This window comes from Streptomyces sp. NPDC045695 (assembly GCF_056432025.1).
In genome coordinates this window covers 551,970-566,246 of the sequence record NZ_JBWKJU010000002.1, presented here as the reverse complement: position 1 = coordinate 566,246, position 14,277 = coordinate 551,970, and the positions used below count along the sequence as shown (strand labels likewise).

General features: G+C 72.4%; 13 protein-coding genes and 2 pseudogenes. 10 read left to right on the top strand and 5 right to left on the bottom strand.

Translation table 11 applies throughout. The annotated features are described in order from the left end of the window. Positions 1-458: 458 nt before the first annotated feature. The 3 genes from AC07DU_RS05775 to AC07DU_RS05765 all read right to left on the bottom strand — a co-directional run bounded on the left by AC07DU_RS05775 (position 459) and on the right by AC07DU_RS05765 (position 2,885). Positions 459-1,067 (bottom strand): hypothetical protein, encoded by a 609-nt coding sequence (locus AC07DU_RS05775; RefSeq protein ID WP_479109748.1) that lies wholly within the window; start codon positions 1,065-1,067, stop codon positions 459-461. 214 nt (positions 1,068-1,281) lie between these two features. Beyond that, on the bottom strand, positions 1,282-2,277 hold the full coding sequence (gene galE, locus AC07DU_RS05770) for a UDP-glucose 4-epimerase GalE (protein ID WP_479109746.1): 996 nt from the start codon (positions 2,275-2,277) through the stop codon (positions 1,282-1,284). A gap of 71 nt (positions 2,278-2,348) precedes the next feature. Then, on the bottom strand, positions 2,349-2,885 hold the full coding sequence (locus AC07DU_RS05765; RefSeq protein WP_479109744.1) for a hypothetical protein: 537 nt from the start codon (positions 2,883-2,885) through the stop codon (positions 2,349-2,351). A 318-nt stretch (positions 2,886-3,203) separates the two neighbouring features. Between AC07DU_RS05765 and AC07DU_RS05760 the strand changes: the two genes are divergently transcribed. Both AC07DU_RS05760 and AC07DU_RS05755 read left to right on the top strand, forming a co-directional pair. After that, positions 3,204-3,437 (top strand): hypothetical protein, encoded by a 234-nt coding sequence (locus AC07DU_RS05760; RefSeq protein WP_479109742.1) that lies wholly within the window; start codon positions 3,204-3,206, stop codon positions 3,435-3,437. Beyond that, positions 3,430-4,161, top strand: a pseudogene (locus AC07DU_RS05755) (HAD family hydrolase); the annotation flags it as partial. The gene AC07DU_RS05760 and the pseudogene AC07DU_RS05755, both read left to right, overlap by 8 nt. On the opposite strand, the pseudogene AC07DU_RS05750 reads toward AC07DU_RS05755, so the two are convergent. Continuing rightward, positions 4,086-5,318, bottom strand: a pseudogene (locus tag AC07DU_RS05750) (sensor histidine kinase); the annotation flags it as partial. The pseudogenes AC07DU_RS05755 and AC07DU_RS05750 sit on opposite strands and share 76 nt — an antisense overlap. 759 nt (positions 5,319-6,077) lie before the next feature. Beyond that, positions 6,078-7,304 carry a sensor histidine kinase gene (locus tag AC07DU_RS05745; RefSeq protein ID WP_479109740.1) on the bottom strand — a complete coding sequence of 409 codons (1,227 nt, stop codon included), beginning with the start codon at positions 7,302-7,304 and terminating at the stop codon, positions 6,078-6,080. A gap of 147 nt (positions 7,305-7,451) precedes the next feature. Here AC07DU_RS05745 and AC07DU_RS05740 point away from each other — a divergent pair, with 147 nt between their 5' ends. From AC07DU_RS05740 to AC07DU_RS05705, 8 genes are read left to right on the top strand one after another with little or no spacing between them, the layout of a single operon-like run. Next, positions 7,452-7,859: an NADH-quinone oxidoreductase subunit A gene (locus tag AC07DU_RS05740; protein WP_479109738.1), complete on the top strand. Its 408-nt coding sequence runs from the start codon at positions 7,452-7,454 to the stop codon at positions 7,857-7,859. After that, positions 7,850-8,452 (top strand): NADH-quinone oxidoreductase subunit B, encoded by a 603-nt coding sequence (locus AC07DU_RS05735; RefSeq protein ID WP_479109736.1) that lies wholly within the window; start codon positions 7,850-7,852, stop codon positions 8,450-8,452. The genes AC07DU_RS05740 and AC07DU_RS05735 overlap by 10 nt, the downstream gene beginning before the upstream one ends. Next, positions 8,449-9,753, top strand: a complete 1,305-nt coding sequence (locus AC07DU_RS05730; protein WP_479109734.1) for an NADH-quinone oxidoreductase subunit C — start codon at positions 8,449-8,451, stop codon at positions 9,751-9,753. Before AC07DU_RS05735 ends, AC07DU_RS05730 begins: the two co-directional genes overlap by 4 nt. Beyond that, positions 9,750-10,718, top strand: a complete 969-nt coding sequence (locus AC07DU_RS05725; protein WP_360890853.1) for a complex I subunit 1/NuoH family protein — start codon at positions 9,750-9,752, stop codon at positions 10,716-10,718. Before AC07DU_RS05730 ends, AC07DU_RS05725 begins: the two co-directional genes overlap by 4 nt. Continuing rightward, on the top strand, positions 10,715-11,323 hold the full coding sequence (locus tag AC07DU_RS05720; protein ID WP_479109910.1) for a NuoI/complex I 23 kDa subunit family protein: 609 nt from the start codon (positions 10,715-10,717) through the stop codon (positions 11,321-11,323). Before AC07DU_RS05725 ends, AC07DU_RS05720 begins: the two co-directional genes overlap by 4 nt. Beyond that, entirely contained in the window at positions 11,320-11,922 is a 603-nt protein-coding gene (locus tag AC07DU_RS05715; protein ID WP_479026241.1) for an NADH-quinone oxidoreductase subunit J family protein, read from the top strand. Before AC07DU_RS05720 ends, AC07DU_RS05715 begins: the two co-directional genes overlap by 4 nt. Next, a complete protein-coding gene (gene nuoK / locus AC07DU_RS05710) occupies positions 11,922-12,269 on the top strand; it encodes an NADH-quinone oxidoreductase subunit NuoK (RefSeq protein WP_360890858.1) in 348 nt (115 codons plus the stop codon). Before AC07DU_RS05715 ends, nuoK begins: the two co-directional genes overlap by 1 nt. After that, a complete protein-coding gene (locus tag AC07DU_RS05705; RefSeq protein ID WP_479109732.1) occupies positions 12,266-14,263 on the top strand; it encodes an NADH-quinone oxidoreductase subunit 5 family protein in 1,998 nt (665 codons plus the stop codon). Before nuoK ends, AC07DU_RS05705 begins: the two co-directional genes overlap by 4 nt. Positions 14,264-14,277 lie beyond the last annotated feature (14 nt).

The following is a 14,277-nucleotide window of genomic DNA, read 5'->3' as shown; positions in this document are numbered from 1 at the left end:
TCGGCCCCGGGGCGGCTCTGCCGCTTTCGCGCTTGCCCGATGCCCCGCCGACCCCCGCCGGCGGGGCATCGGAGCCGGAGCCCACACCCACACCTGGTCCTGGTCGCGGTACGGCCGCGGGCCGCGATGCGTCCGGCGAGGGCCGGAAGGCCGGCCCGGCTCCCCGGCGCGAGGACGGTCCCGGGCGGGTATCGCCACGCCGGGCCACCGCGCGGAAGGCGCCGCCGCGCCGGGCAGCGAAGCCCCAGCAGAAGGCGAGGCCGCAGGCCCGCACCCCCGCCCCGCGCCGCCCGGCCCGCCCGGCTCCCGGGACCGGCGGCGGGGCCCGGGACATGGCGCAGCTGTGCCGCGCGGCGCACGGCGTCACCAGCCCCGCCGTCGCCGCCCTGTGTCACCAGACCTACGGCCGGTGATCCACCACCCGAGCCTCGCCGCCGCAGAGCCGAAATGAAGCCGGTTCAGTACAGGCGGTTGACGACGTTCTTGACGGTGGTGTTCTTGAAGTAGTCGACGGGAGGGGCGCTCCAGTTGCTCTCCCACTCGATGAGAGTGACCGTGTCGCCGTCCCTGCCCACGCCGAAGAGGTGGTTGTGGTACATGTCGCCGAAGGTGTAGGTGATGCGCAGGCCCTGGACGGTGGCTCCTTCTTCCACGTCCACCGTCCCGTAGTCGAACCCCGTCTCGATGCTGAGGGGGCTCTCGTCGTACGTGGAGGGGCATTGAGCGTAGGTCTGCCGCGCCAGTGCGGCGAACGCGATCGCTTCCGCCTCCGTCTCGAAGACGATGGTGTTCTGGAGGCCTGCGGCGGTTTCGGACGTGTAGACCTCGCGGCTCCAGACGTTGACCTCGGGCACCGTCCACGAGCGGCCGCATGTGGGAGTGCGCCAGCCTCGCGCGGCCGGCGAGCCGTACCAGGTCGTTCCGTCCTTCGGCATGTCGGAGAGGTAGACCATGCCGGGCCGGGGCCGCCAGTCAACGGCGGCCGCCTCCGCCCCTGAGGCCACCACCATCAGTGTGGCGGCCACGGCCACCGTCGTCGCGCCGCGCAGCCGCTTCCGTCCCGTCATGCGATCCCCCCGGGTAGATGTGGAGCCGTCGGCGGTGCGCCCACGCTCGGGTCACCGCCCAGCCCGTGGGTCCAGCGTGCCGTCCGGCCCGCCCGCACGAGGTGTCGCGGAAGGCGGAATGGCGGGGACCTGCCTGCTATCTGTCCGGTACGGCCCGCTTCGTGCAGGGCCCGGGCGGCCCCACCGCCCGGGCCGGCACACGAGGGGACGCCTGTCAGGCGCCCAGCACGGTGTCGCGCCGGGCGTACCAGCGGAGGGAGTCGCGGATGCCGTCCTCGAGGGAGTGCTCGGCCTTCCAGCCGAGGAGCTCCTGGGCGACGCCGACGCGTGCATAGGCTCCCGCGGAGTCGCCGGGCCTGCGGTCCGTTTCGATGGTGGTCAGCGGGGTGCCGGTGACGGACTCGAAGGCCGTGACGAGTTCGCGCACGGTGGTGCCCCGGCCGGTGCCGAGGTTGAGTACCCGGTACGGCGCCGTGCGGGTGACCTCGTCGAACGTGGTGATGGCCTTGACGTGGGCGGCGGCCAGGTCCCACACGTGGATGTAGTCGCGGATCCCGGTGCCGTCGCCGGTGGCGTAGTCGGTGCCGGTGATGGTGAAGGGCTCCCCGGCGTGGTGGACGTCGATCAGCTTGCCGAGGGCGTGCGTGGGCGTGCGGATCTGGAGGCCGCTGCGCAGGTGGGGGTCGGCGCCGATCGGGTTGAAGTAGCGCAGGGAGATGACGTTGAGGACTCCGGAGGCGGCGATGTCGCGCAGGATCGTCTCGAAGAGCGCCTTGGTGCGGGCGTAGGGGCTCAGCGGCTCGATGGTGGAGTTCTCGTCGACGGAGAAGTCGCCGGGGTCGGCGCGGTAGATCGATGCCGAGCTGCTGAACAGGAGGTTGCGGCAGTCGTTGCGGACGAGGTGGTCCACGAATTGGATGCCCTTGGAGACGTTCTCGCGGTAGTAACCGAGGGGGTCGGCCACGGAGTCGGGGACGACGATGAGGGCTGCGCAGTCGACGGCCGCGTGGATGTCGGGGTGTTCGGCGAAGATGCGGTCGATGAGATCGCCGTCGCAGATGTCGCCCTCGTAGAAGGGCCGCCCTTCGGTGAACTCCCGCCGTCCGGTGACGAGGTTGTCCAGGATCACCGGCTGGATTCCACTGTCGAGACAGGCCGAGGCGATCGTGCTGCCGATGAAGCCTGCGCCGCCTGCGATGAGGATCTTCAAGATGCTCCTTCGTTGGGGATGTGCGGATGCCGGGCGGGTCGGGGCTGCCGGGCCGCCGGGGTTGCCGGGCGTCAGCCCTGGTCCACCCTGGACAGGGCGTTGGTAATCAGGCGTGTGGCGAACTCGCGGTCGTCCGTGAGCCGGTTGATGTGTTCCGCGAGCAGGAAGGCGGTGGCTTCCAGGGCGTTCATCTCGTTCTGGTTCCAGTCCCCGTACTGCTGGCGCCACAGGTTGGGGCTCAGACCGGTGCCTGCCGCGATGACCATCCCGGCCATGGTGGGGATGGCTTCGGGGCGGATGCTGCGGGGCATCGTGCGCAGCGTGCCCACGAGGTCCGGCACGACGTACTCGAAGACGTCCTTGTCGTGGGCCTCGTACGCCTGCCGCAGCCACGTCATGAACATGTAGATGAGCGTGCACGCTCCGTCGAGCAGGTCATGCGCTCCCCTGGGTCCCAGGGAGGCGAGGAACTGGTCGGTGAGCAGACGTTGTTGGGGGTCGGCCCCGGTCGTGCCGTCATAGATGGCTTTGAGCCGGGAATCGATCGCCATGAGCGCCGCGCCCACATCGCCGGCGGGAGCGTACTGGGGGTCGTAGGACGAAGACACTGGATCCCTCCCTTGGCGACTGCAGCGTGCAGCGCGCCGTGGGTCCTACCGTAGGGGGCCGATCAGGCGGGCTGCGGCGAATCGAGAGGGAATGCCTCGTGCTGGCTGAATCCCCCGCGTGAGGAAGGGCGCGAACGCACGGGCGTTGCAAGGGCACCCTCGGTGGTGCCAGATGGCTGCCAACGTTGCCGATATCCCTGTTGCGCGGCGCAACGGTTCCTTCGCGATCCATGCTGCGGGTCTCTCCTCCGGACTCTGCCGGAAGAGCCGTGGAGCGTCCGGCCTTCGGCCCGGCGCGGAGCGTTGAAAAGGAACGTGATGGACCGTTCACTGCTGTCGCTGCGGGCGACCCTGGTGCTCCTGCTGGCTTCTCTGGCAGGGGTCGTATCCGGTGTGCTGACCGCGTTCGCCGGCGAGGGAATCGCCCGCAGCATGCTCTGCGCTCTGGCGGCAACCGGCCTCGCAGTGCCCTTCTTCAACCGGCTGGTCGCAGTCGATCCCGAAGGACAGCCCGCTCAGCGGCAGTCGGGGACGGAGACCCGCAATGGGTGAACTGCGCCCGCTCGGGGACGCTCTGCCGCAGGAAGCGCGGGCGCTGGCACAGGCGTTACGCGAGCTGTTCGACGGACTGGACGTCTCGGTGCGGCGGTACGCGGCCCGCCGGACCCGTGATCCGGGCACCTTCTCGCGTTACCTGAGCGGCACCCGCGTACCTCCCTGGGAGGTGGTGATGGACCTGTTCACCGACCTCGCCGAACATCGTGGTCTCACCGCGACCCCCGAGGCCATCGAGCTCGTACGCGGCCTGCACCGGGCCGCGGTCGCGACGAGCGCCTCGCCCAAGCACGCCATGGAGGTGCTGGAGCAGCAGCTCGCGGACGCGGACAGGGTCTCGCGCCGCTCCACGGTCCGGGGAGACGTACTGGGTGACGCCCTGCTGGACCGCCAGCACCGGATCGCCGACCTGGAGGTGCGCCTGAACCACCTGGAAGCCGAATGGAGCAGCGAGAGGGAGCGGGCCGACCGGCTGGCGGCGGCCCATCCCGATGTGTCGGAACTCCTGCGGGAGCGCGACATCCTCCAGGGCGAAGTGGCCCGGTTGTGCACGGAGTTGCTGGCTGCGCAGAAGCAGCGCAGCGAGGCGGAGGAGCGGTGTGAGCTCCTGGAGCGGCAGTTGGAGGCCGTTGAGCAGGCACGGCGGACCGCGGTGCCTCTGCCCGGAACCGCGCCGGCGCCGGCGCCGGCCCCGGTCGTCGCCCCGCCCCGGCCGTCGTCGGCGACCTGGATCAGCAGCCGGTCGCCGGACTTCCACACGTCCACCGAGGCCAGCCGGGCCCCGGCGTGCTTGCTGACGTTCTGCAGCAGCTCCGAGACCGTGAAGTACGCGATCCCCTCGATCGCCTGCGCCGGCCGGGCCGGAAGATCCACCGTCACCCGCACCGGCACCGCGCACCGCGAGGCCACCGAGGACAGCGCCGCGTCCAGCCCGCGGTCGGTCAGTACGGCCGGATGGATGCCGCGGGCCAGGTCGCGCAGCTCCTGAAGGGCGATCTTCACCTCGCCGTGCGCCTCGTCCACCATCCGGGCCGCGGCCTGAGGGTCCTGCGTCGCCTTCTCCCTGGCCAGGCCCAGGTCCATGGCGAGCGCCACCAGCCGGGCCTGGGCCCCGTCGTGCAGGTCCCGCTCGATGCGCCGCAGGTCCGCCGCCGCGGTGTCCACGACCACCCCGCGGTCGGACTCCAGCTCGCTCACGCGGCTGGCCAGCCGGGACGGCCCGAGCAGTCCGCCGACCATGACCCGGTCGACCGTGGCCAGGGCCCGGATCACCCACGGGGTGGTGAGGGTGAAGGCCAGCCCGACGAGGGAGGTCAGGGCGATCTCGGCGGGCGAGTTGAGGAAGAAGGAGTAGTCGTCGTTCTGGAAGAGCTGCAAGCCGGGCTCGTCGGTGTAGGCAGGGAAGACCCAGTACCAGAGCGGGTACAGGAGGTAGGACCACCCCGCCGCCCAGAACGTCAGCGCCAGACAGAAGCTGAACACCGCCCACGGGAAGTGGATCAGGGAGTACAGCACGTGCCGCCAGGCGCTCCCGCTCTTGAGCAGCGCCCCCATGGCGGCGAGCCCGCCGGTCTTCGCGGCCCGGATCGGCGCGGGGTCGGCGACGTCCGCCCCGAGCAGCGCGCGCACCCGGGCCCGCTCCAGGTGCCCGAACCCGCGGCACATGGCGAGCACGCCGGCGAGGACCGGAATCCCGAGGAAGGTCACGAGCAGCCCGGCGCCGAGGCTCACGCCGGTGACGGTGAGCGAGAAGTACAGCGTGCTCAGCGGCATCCCGACCAGCAGGTGCGCGAACTCCCGCCAGGTCCGCCCTGCGACCGGCGCCCGCAGCACCGCGCGCAGCCCCCCGCCCGTGCTCGTGCCCTCGCCGTTGCCCATGTTCCCGCCCCGCCCTTCCCGTCGTCTCTCCACGCCCCCACCCTGCGGCCCACCCACCCCGCCGAACCATCCGGCGGGTAGGCCTCCCGAAAGGGGGGTTAACCCCACCCAGCCCCCCCTTCCTCGGGCCCAGCCCCCTTCCTCGACCCCGGCCCTCTTCCCCGGGCCCGGCCCTCTTCCCCGGTCCCGGCCCTCTTCCTCGGGCCCAGCCCCTCTTCCCCGGGCCCGGCCTTTTTCCTCGGGCCCGGCCCCTCTTCCCCGGGCCCAGCCTTTTTCCTCGGGCCCGGCCCCCTTTCCCCGGGCCCGGCCCCCTTTCCCCGGTCCCGGCCCCCTTTCCTCGGGCCCAGCCCTGTTCCTCGGGCCAGCCCCCTTCCCCGGCCCCAGCCCCCCTTCCCCTTCCCTTTCCCCGGGCCCTGGCCCTGGTCCTGGCCCGAGCCCGGGGTCCCGGCCCCTGGCCCGCCGCTCCGCGGGCCGGCCCTGTCGGTCCGCCCGCCCGTTTCCCGCCCGCCCAGCCCCGTTCGCCTGGGCCGGCCCGCGCTGTATCCAGCCCCTCCGGCGTTTGAGGAGCGGGGTGCGGGGCGGAGCCCCGCTGTTTCGGCCGCGCCGGCCGGGCTTCTGGGCCCGGGGACCCGGGAACCGGGCCGCGCCCGGACATGCCAGCGGGACCCCCGCCCACCCGGACGGGAGTCCCGCCCGGACATGCCAGCGGGACCCCCGCCCACCCGGACGGGAGTCCCGCAAGAACAGGGGCTCGGGGGACTACCCCCGGTCCCGCCACGGCAGCTCCGCCGTGACCACCGTCCCCTCCCCCTCGGGGGAGTGGACCACCAGCAGCCCGTCCACCGCGTCCAGCCGCTCCGCGAGCCCCGCCAACCCGCTCCCCCCGGAAGCCCTGGCTCCGCCCCGCCCGTCGTCCGACACCCGGATCATCAGCCGTGCCCCCGCCCGCCACACCTCCACGCTCGCGCCCCGCGTCCCCGGCCCGGCGTGCTTGCTGACGTTCTGCAGCAGCTCGGACACGACGAAGTACGCGATCCCCTCGATCGCCTCCGCCGGCCGCCCGGCCGCCACCCCCACACCCGCCGCACCCGCACCCGCACCCGCACCCGGATCCACCAGATCCACCGACACCTTCACCGGCACCACACACCGCGCCGCCACCGACGACAGCGCCGCGTCCAGCCCCCGGTCCGTCAGGACCGCCGGATGGATCCCGCGCGCGAGGTCCCGTAGCTCCTGGAGCGCCAGCTTCACCTCCCCGTGGGCCTCGTCGACCATCGCCGCCGCACCCTCCGGGTCCTCCAGCAGCTTCTCCTTCGCCAGGCCCAGCCCCATCGCCAGCGCCACCAGCCGCGCCTGCGCCCCGTCGTGCAGGTCCCGCTCGATGCGCCGCAGGTCCGCCGCCGCGGTGTCGACCACCACGCCCCGGTCGGATTCCAGCTCCGCGATCCGCCGCTCCAGGTCGTCGGAGGGCGACAGCAGGCCCCGTACCATCGCCCGGTCCGCGTTCGCCAGCAGGCGCACCACGTACGGCAGTACCGGCCACAGCACGAACAGCCCGGTCAGCGCTACCGTGAAGGTGAGCACCCCCCACGGCAGCCGGATCAGCTGGTACAGCACGGTCCGCCAGCCGACCGGGTCCTTGATGCTCGTCCACAACCAGGGGAAGAACCCCCCGGCCCGCTTCGGACCGGGGATCGGGGTCGGCTCGTCCACCCGTACGCCCAGCAGCAGGCGGGCGCGCGCCCGGTCCAGCCGCCCCCCTTGCCGAGACAGAAACAGACCACAAGCGAGCAGTGGAAGTCCGATCGCGGTCACGGACAGACCGCCCGTGGTCGAAACCATGACAACCGCGTAAACAAAACCGACGATCGCCACCGGCAGGTTGGTGACCAGATGGGCGATCTCCTTCCACGTCACGGCGCTGAACACGGCGCGTACGGGAGGAGGCCGGTCGTTGTCGGGAAGGGCATGGCTCGTCGTCATGCGGCACAGCCTGTCAAGCACGCACGGCTGATGCCATGGGGTGGCCGGGGTGCTGTGAACGGGGGATAACCCCACCCCGTGTGAGGCAGGCCCTAGACTCCCGTCCGTACGAGATCGTCGACAGTGACCGAGGAGCGAGGAACGGACGTGCCCGAACCAACGGTATCGACCGTAACCGTGCTCGCTGCGGACTACTTCCGGAGCTATTCGGTCGTCGGTCTGCTGGCCGCCCTGGGCGTGCTCTTCGTGGCCGTGGCCTTCGGCGCCGGCCGCCTGCTGCGCCCCGATGTCCCGACCCGCGAGAAGCTGCTGACGTACGAATGCGGCGTGGACCCGGTCGGCGAGGGCTGGGCGCACACCCAGGTCCGCTACTACGTCTACGCGTTCCTCTACGTCATCTTCGCCGTCGACTCGATCTTCCTGTTCCCGTGGGCGACGGTGTTCGCCGCCGCCGGTTACGGCGCCACGACGCTCGTGGAGATGTTCGTCTTCCTGGGCTTCCTGGCCGTCGGCCTGCTCTATGCGTACAAGAAGGGCGTCCTCGAATGGACGTGACACCGGCTGTGACGCCGACCGAGGGCGTACTGCTCCCCGAGCCCAAGCGCCTCGGGGTCCTCTCCCGCCTGGCCCCGGAACCGATGAAGGTGGTCCTGAACTGGGGCCGCCGGTACAGCCTGTGGGTCTTCAACTTCGGACTGGCCTGCTGCGCGATCGAGTTCATCGCGGCGTCCATGGCCCGCCACGACTTCATCCGCCTCGGCGTGATCCCGTTCGCGCCCGGGCCCCGCCAGGCCGACCTGATGATCGTCTCGGGCACCGTCACGGACAAGATGGCACCGGCCGTGAAGCGCCTCTACGAGCAGATGCCGGAGCCGAAGTACGTCATCTCCTTCGGCGCCTGCTCCAACTGCGGCGGCCCCTACTGGGACTCGTACTCGGTGACCAAGGGCGTCGACCAGATCATCCCCGTCGACGTCTACGTGCCCGGCTGCCCGCCGCGCCCGGAAGCGCTCCTCCAGGGCATCCTCAAGCTCCAGGAGAAGATCGCCCGCGAGTCGCTGGCCGAGCGGTACGCGCAGGGCCCGTCCGTCTCGCAGCTCACGAGCGGGCTCGTCACGCCCCCGCCGACGCCGGGAGCCGGGGCATGAACCTCTACGACTCCCTTCCCGACGCGGCGCCGACCATCTTCGGCGAGGAGGCCGTCGGCTCGTACGCGTACGAGGTCCTGACGGTCGACGTCCCGGTCGGCTCCTGGATCGCGGCGCTGGAGATCGCCCGCGACAAGCTGGGCTGCACGTACTTCGACTGGCTGAGCGCGGTCGACGAGCCGGGCACCGGCCTGCGGATCTGCGCGCACGTCGTCTCCCTGGAGAACCACCGCGTACGCCGCCTCCTGCTGCGTACGACGGTCCCGCACTCCGCTCCGTCCCTCCCCTCGGCGGTCGCCGTCTACGCGGGTGCGCAATGGCACGAGCGCGAGACCTTCGAGATGTTCGGGGTGACCTTCACGGACCACCCGAACCTGGTCCACCTCCTGCTCCCGGAGAACTTCGAGGGCCACCCGCTGCGCAAGGACTTCGTGCTGGCGGCGCGCGTCGCCAAGGCCTGGCCCGGTGCCAAGGAGCCGGGCGAGGCCCACGACCCGGATGCGCCCAAGCGCCGTCAGATGCTCCCGCCGGGCGTCCCGGACCCGAACGACTGGGGCCCGATGAAGGGCCAGCTCCCGCCGGCCCCCGCCCGCCCGGCCCGCACCCCGCGCGCCGGCGCCGCCGGCGCTGCCGGTGCTGCTCGCGAGGGCGCCCCGGCCCGCCGCCCCCGCCCGGCCGCGACGGAGGCCGGTGCCGCGCCGGACACCGAAGCCCCGGCCCGCCCACCCCGCCGCACCCGCTCGGTGAGCGAAGGCTCGGCAAGCCAGACCGCCGCGGCCGCGGCAACCTCCGGCCCGGCCGCCCCGAGCCCGGAGGCCACCCCGGCCCCGCCCCCGTCCGGCCCGACGACCTCCGGCCCGACCCCGTCCGGCCCGGCGGCCCCCGGCCCGGCGACCTCCGCCCCGGCGACCTCCGGCCCGGCGACCCCGGGCCCGGAGGCCGACGCCGCCACGCGCCCGCCCCGCCGGACCCGCTCCGCGAGCGAAGGCTCGGCGAGCCAGGCTCCCGAGCCCGAGGCCCCCGCCGCCCCGGCGACCCCCGGCCCGGACTCCCCTGGCCCCGAGGCCGACGCCACGCGCCCGCCCCGCCGGACCCGCTCCGCGAGCGAAGGCTCGGCGAGCCAGGCCACCCCACCGCCGGCAACGCGCCGCCCGGCCCCCCGCAGCGCCGACGCCCCCTGGCACAACCCGAAGCCCGCTTTTGCGGAGGGAGAGCCCCCGTCGACCGCGCCGGAGGCGCCCGGCACTGCCACCGACTCCACCCCCACCGACCCGAACCCCGACAACGGAGGCGACGCGTGAACGACGTCCTCGACGTCGCCCTGCGGCTGATCGTCGTCTTCGCCGTCTTCCTCGTGCTCCCGCTCGTCGTCGGGCAGACCGAGCACAAGGTGATGGCCCACATGCAGGGCCGCCTCGGCCCCATGTACGCCGGCGGGTTCCACGGCTGGGCCCAGCTCGTCGCCGACGGCGTGAAGTTCGCGCAGAAGGAAGACATCGTCCCGGCCAACGCCGACCGCCGGATCTTCCAACTGGCCCCCGCCGTCGCCCTGCTCCCGTACCTCCTCGTCCTCCTCGCCATCCCGATCGGCCCCGGCGAGGGCGCCGTCGGCCAGGTCATCGACGCGGGCCTCTTCTTCGTGCTCGCCGTCATGGGCGTCGGAGTCCTCGGCGCCCTCATGGCCGGCTGGGCCTCCGCGAACAAGTTCTCCCTGCTCGGCGGCCTGCGCACCGCCGCCCAGCTGCTCGCCTACGAGCTCCCCATGCTGCTCGCCGCCGCCTCGGTGGCCATGGCGGCGGGGACGGTCTCCCTCCCCGGCATCGTCGAGAGCTTCCAGTGGTGGTGGCTGCCCTGGCAGATCGTCGGCGCGCTCGTCTTCTTCACCGCCGGCCTCGCCGAACTCCAGCGGCCCCCCTTCGACATGCCCGTCGCCGACTCCGAGATCATCTTCGGCGCGTACACCGAGTACACGGGCCTGCGCTTCGCGCTGTTCCTGCTCGCCGAGTACGCCGGCATCGTCGTCCTCTGCGCCCTCACCACCGTCCTCTTCCTCGGCGGCTGGCAGGGCCCCTTCGGGGGCGACGGCCTCGGCTGGGTCTGGACCCTGCTCAAGACCGCGATCCTCGCCTTCGTCGTGATCTGGCTCCGCGTGAGCTACCCGCGCCTGCGCGAGGACCAGCTCCAGAAGCTCGCCTGGACCACACTCATCCCGCTCGCGCTCGCCCAGATCGCGCTCACCGGCATCGTGAAGGTGGCGATCAACTGATGCCCATCCCCGGATCCGGCCTCGCCAAGGGCCTGGCCGTCACGCTGCGCACGATGACGAAGCGCTCGTACACGGCCCAGTACCCCGAGGTCCAGCCCGCACTCCCGCCCCGCTCCCGCGGGGTCATCGGCCTGTTCGAGGAGAACTGCACGGTCTGCATGCTCTGCGCCCGTGAGTGCCCCGACTGGTGCATCTACATCGACTCCCACAAGGAGACGGTGCCCGCCTCCACCCCCGGTGGCCGCGAGCGCAGCCGCAACGTCCTCGACCGCTTCGCCATCGACTTCTCCCTCTGCATGTACTGCGGTATCTGCATCGAGGTGTGCCCCTTCGACGCCCTGTTCTGGTCGCCGGAGTTCGAGTACGCGGAGACCGACATCCACGAGCTCACCCACGAGCGCGACAAGCTCCGCGAGTGGATGTGGACCGTCCCGGCCCCGCCCGCCCTGGACCCGGCCGCCGAGGAGCCCAAGGAGATCGCCGCCGCCCGCAAGGCGGTGGAGAAGGCCGAAGCCGCTGCGGCTGCCGCCGCCGCGGCGGCAGCAGCCGAGGCCGCCGCCGAGACCGATCCGCCGACCACCGCGACCCCGGAGGGAGACGCGTGAGCACCGCCGCCACCCTCGCCGCAGCCGACGCCGCCGCCACCGGGCCCGGATTCCTCTCCCCGGGCGGCGTCGAGATCGCCTTCGTCCTCGTCGGCCTCGCCACCCTCGGCGCGGCCCTCGTCACGGTCACCACCAGGCAGCTCGTGCACGCCGCCCTGTGGCTGGTCGTCGCCCTCGGCGGCATCGCCGTCGAGTACCTGCTGCTGACCGCCGAGTTCATCGCCTGGGTCCAGGTCCTCATCTACCTCGGTTCCGTGGTCGTCCTCCTCCTCTTCGGGCTGATGCTCACCAAGGCGCCCATCGGCCGCTCCCCCGACGCCGACTCCGGCAACCGCTGGATCGCGCTCGGCGTCGCCGCCGTCGCCGCCGTGGCCCTGGTCTGGGTCGTGGTCGACGCCTTCCGTACGACCTGGATCGACCTCGACGGCCCCGTCCAGGGCTCCACGAAGGTCTCCGGCGAGATCCTCTTCCAGCACTGGGTGCTGCCCTTCGAGGCGCTCTCCGTCCTCCTGCTCGCGGCCCTGATCGGCGCCATCGTGCTGTCGCGCAGGAACAGCCCCGCCGAAGACACCGACGCCAGTGACAAGGGGCAGCGCTGATGCACCTCGCCTACCCCGCCGTCCTCGCGGCGCTCCTCTTCTGCACGGGCCTGTACGGAGTACTGGCCCGCCGCAACGCCATCCTGGTCTTGATGTCAGTCGAGCTGATGCTCAACGCCGTCAACCTCAACCTGGTGGCCTTCGACGTCTGGCTGCGCGACACCCTGCACGCCGGCCAGGCCCTGACCCTCTTCACCATCGCCATCGCCGCGGCCGAGATCGGCATCGGCCTCGCGATCGTGCTGATGGTGTACCGCAACCGCGGCACCTCCGACGTCGACCGGCTGCGCGACACCGCCGAGGGCCCCGAGCCCGCCCCGAACCACCAGAGCGAGGTCACCGCGTGAGCACCACGACCCTCGCCGTCCTCGTCCCGCTGCTCCCCTTCCTGGGCGCGGTGGCGGGTCTGCTGTTCGGCCGCACCGCCCCCGGATTCGTCCGGCCGCTCGCGATCCTGCCGTCGCTCGCTGCCGCCGTACTGGCGGTGCTCGTCGCCGTCCGCCACGGCGGCGGCAAGGCGATCGACACCGCGACCGAGCTGACCCCGACCGGCTCGGTGCCGATCGAGCTCTCGCTCCACCTGGACGGCTTCGCCGTCCTGGTCGCCGTCCTGGTCGGGGTCGTCGCCACCTGCGTACAGCTGTACTCGACGGCGTACCTCCGTGAGGACCCGCGCTACCCGTCGTATGCCGCTCTCGTCTCACTGTTCACCTCCGCCATGCTGCTCGTCGTCTACTCCGGCGACCTGATGGTGCTGTTGGTCGGCTGGGAGATCATGGGCATCTGCTCGTACTTCCTGGTCGGCCACTACTGGGAGACCGAAGCCGCCCGCTCCGCCTCCCTGAAGGCCTTCCTCGTCACCAAGCTCGGTGACGTCCCCTTCCTGATCGGCCTGTTCGCGCTCGCCGCCGACGCCGGCTCCTTCCGGATCACCAAGATCCTCGGGACCGTCGCCGCGGGCGGACTCGACCACCCCACGCTGATCGCACTGCTCCTGCTCGCCGGAGTCGCGGGCAAGTCCGCGCAGTTCCCGCTGCACACCTGGCTCCCGGACGCCATGGCGGGCCCCACCCCGGTCTCCGCGCTGATCCACGCCGCGACGATGGTCGCCGCCGGTGTCTACTTCATCGCCCGTCTCCTCCCCGTCTTCGCGGCCTCCCGCGCCGCGCTGGTGGTCATGGCCGTCATGGCGGCCGTCACGATGGTCGGCTCCGCCCTCGCCGCCCTCGCCCAGGACGACATCAAGCGGGTCCTCGCCTACTCCACGGTCGGCCAGCTCGGCTACATGACCGGCGCCCTGGCCGTCGGCGATCGCGGCGCCGCCGTCTTCCACCTCCTGTCCCACGGCGCCTTCAAGGCGCTCCTGTTCCTCGGCGCGGGCGTGATCATCCACGCCGCCGGTACGAACTCCCTGGCCGCCATGTCCCGTATGGACGGCCTGGCCAAGCGCATCCCCGACGCGTTCTGGACGATGTCGATCGCCCTGCTCGCGCTCGCCGCGATTCCGCCCTTCGCCGGCTTCTTCTCCAAGGAAGCCGTCCTCGTCGCCGCCGAGCACACCGCGACCGGCCACTCGGACCTCGCCCCCGGCGCCGCCGGCTGGGTGGTGCTGGTCGCCGGCGTGCTGACCGCCCTGCTCACCGCCGCCTACGCCACCCGGCTGTGGCTGATGGCCTTCCGCGGCCGGGGCGCCGCCGCCCCGGACCACGGCAAGGAACCCGTCGCCATGACCGGCGTGCTGTGGCTGCTGGCCATCCCCTCGATCGGCTTCGGCCTCGCGGCGGGCCCCCTCGCCGACTGGTTCGACGGCAAGGAGCTCACCCCGACCCTGACCACCTCGGTCCTCGGCACGGGCGCCGCCGCCCTCGGCGGGATGCTCACCTACGCCCTGTGGCAGCGCGCCACGGTCAAGGCCGCCGCCGGTACCGGAGCCGGAGTACCCGCCTCCGTCGCCGCCGCCGAATCCGCCTCGGAAACCCCCGAGGTCTCCGAGGTGACCCACGACCACCCGGCCGTCTCGACCGCCCCCGCGGCCGACCCCGGCAAGGCTCTCCTCGGTCCGCTGCACCGCCACGCGGCCAACGGCTTCCACCTCGACGCCGTCTACGACCGGCTCTTCGTCCGACCCGTCCGCGCGGCCGCGGGCCTGGTCCGCTTCCTCGACCGCGAGGTCGTGGACACGTACGTCCGCGGCGCGGGCACCGGCCCCCGGCTGCTCGGCAGCCTCGTCCGCCGTGCCCAGACCGGCAACGTGCAGAGCTACCTGAGCGCCCTGCTCGCCGGCGCCGTGGTCCTGGCGATCGCCACCGCCGTCCTCGCCAACGTCAACGCCGGATCGTGAGCCGTGAGTCAGCC

Coding starts and splice junctions, on each gene's coding strand:
- AC07DU_RS05775 (WP_479109748.1), bottom strand. CDS start 1,067: ATGACGGGACGGAAGCGGCTGCGCGGCGCGACGACGGTGGCCGTGGCC.
- AC07DU_RS05760 (WP_479109742.1), top strand. CDS start 3,204: ATGGACCGTTCACTGCTGTCGCTGCGGGCGACCCTGGTGCTCCTGCTG.
- AC07DU_RS05745 (WP_479109740.1), bottom strand. CDS start 7,304: ATGACGACGAGCCATGCCCTTCCCGACAACGACCGGCCTCCTCCCGTA.
- AC07DU_RS05735 (WP_479109736.1), top strand. CDS start 7,850: ATGGACGTGACACCGGCTGTGACGCCGACCGAGGGCGTACTGCTCCCC.
- AC07DU_RS05730 (WP_479109734.1), top strand. CDS start 8,449: ATGAACCTCTACGACTCCCTTCCCGACGCGGCGCCGACCATCTTCGGC.
- nuoK (WP_360890858.1), top strand. CDS start 11,922: ATGCACCTCGCCTACCCCGCCGTCCTCGCGGCGCTCCTCTTCTGCACG.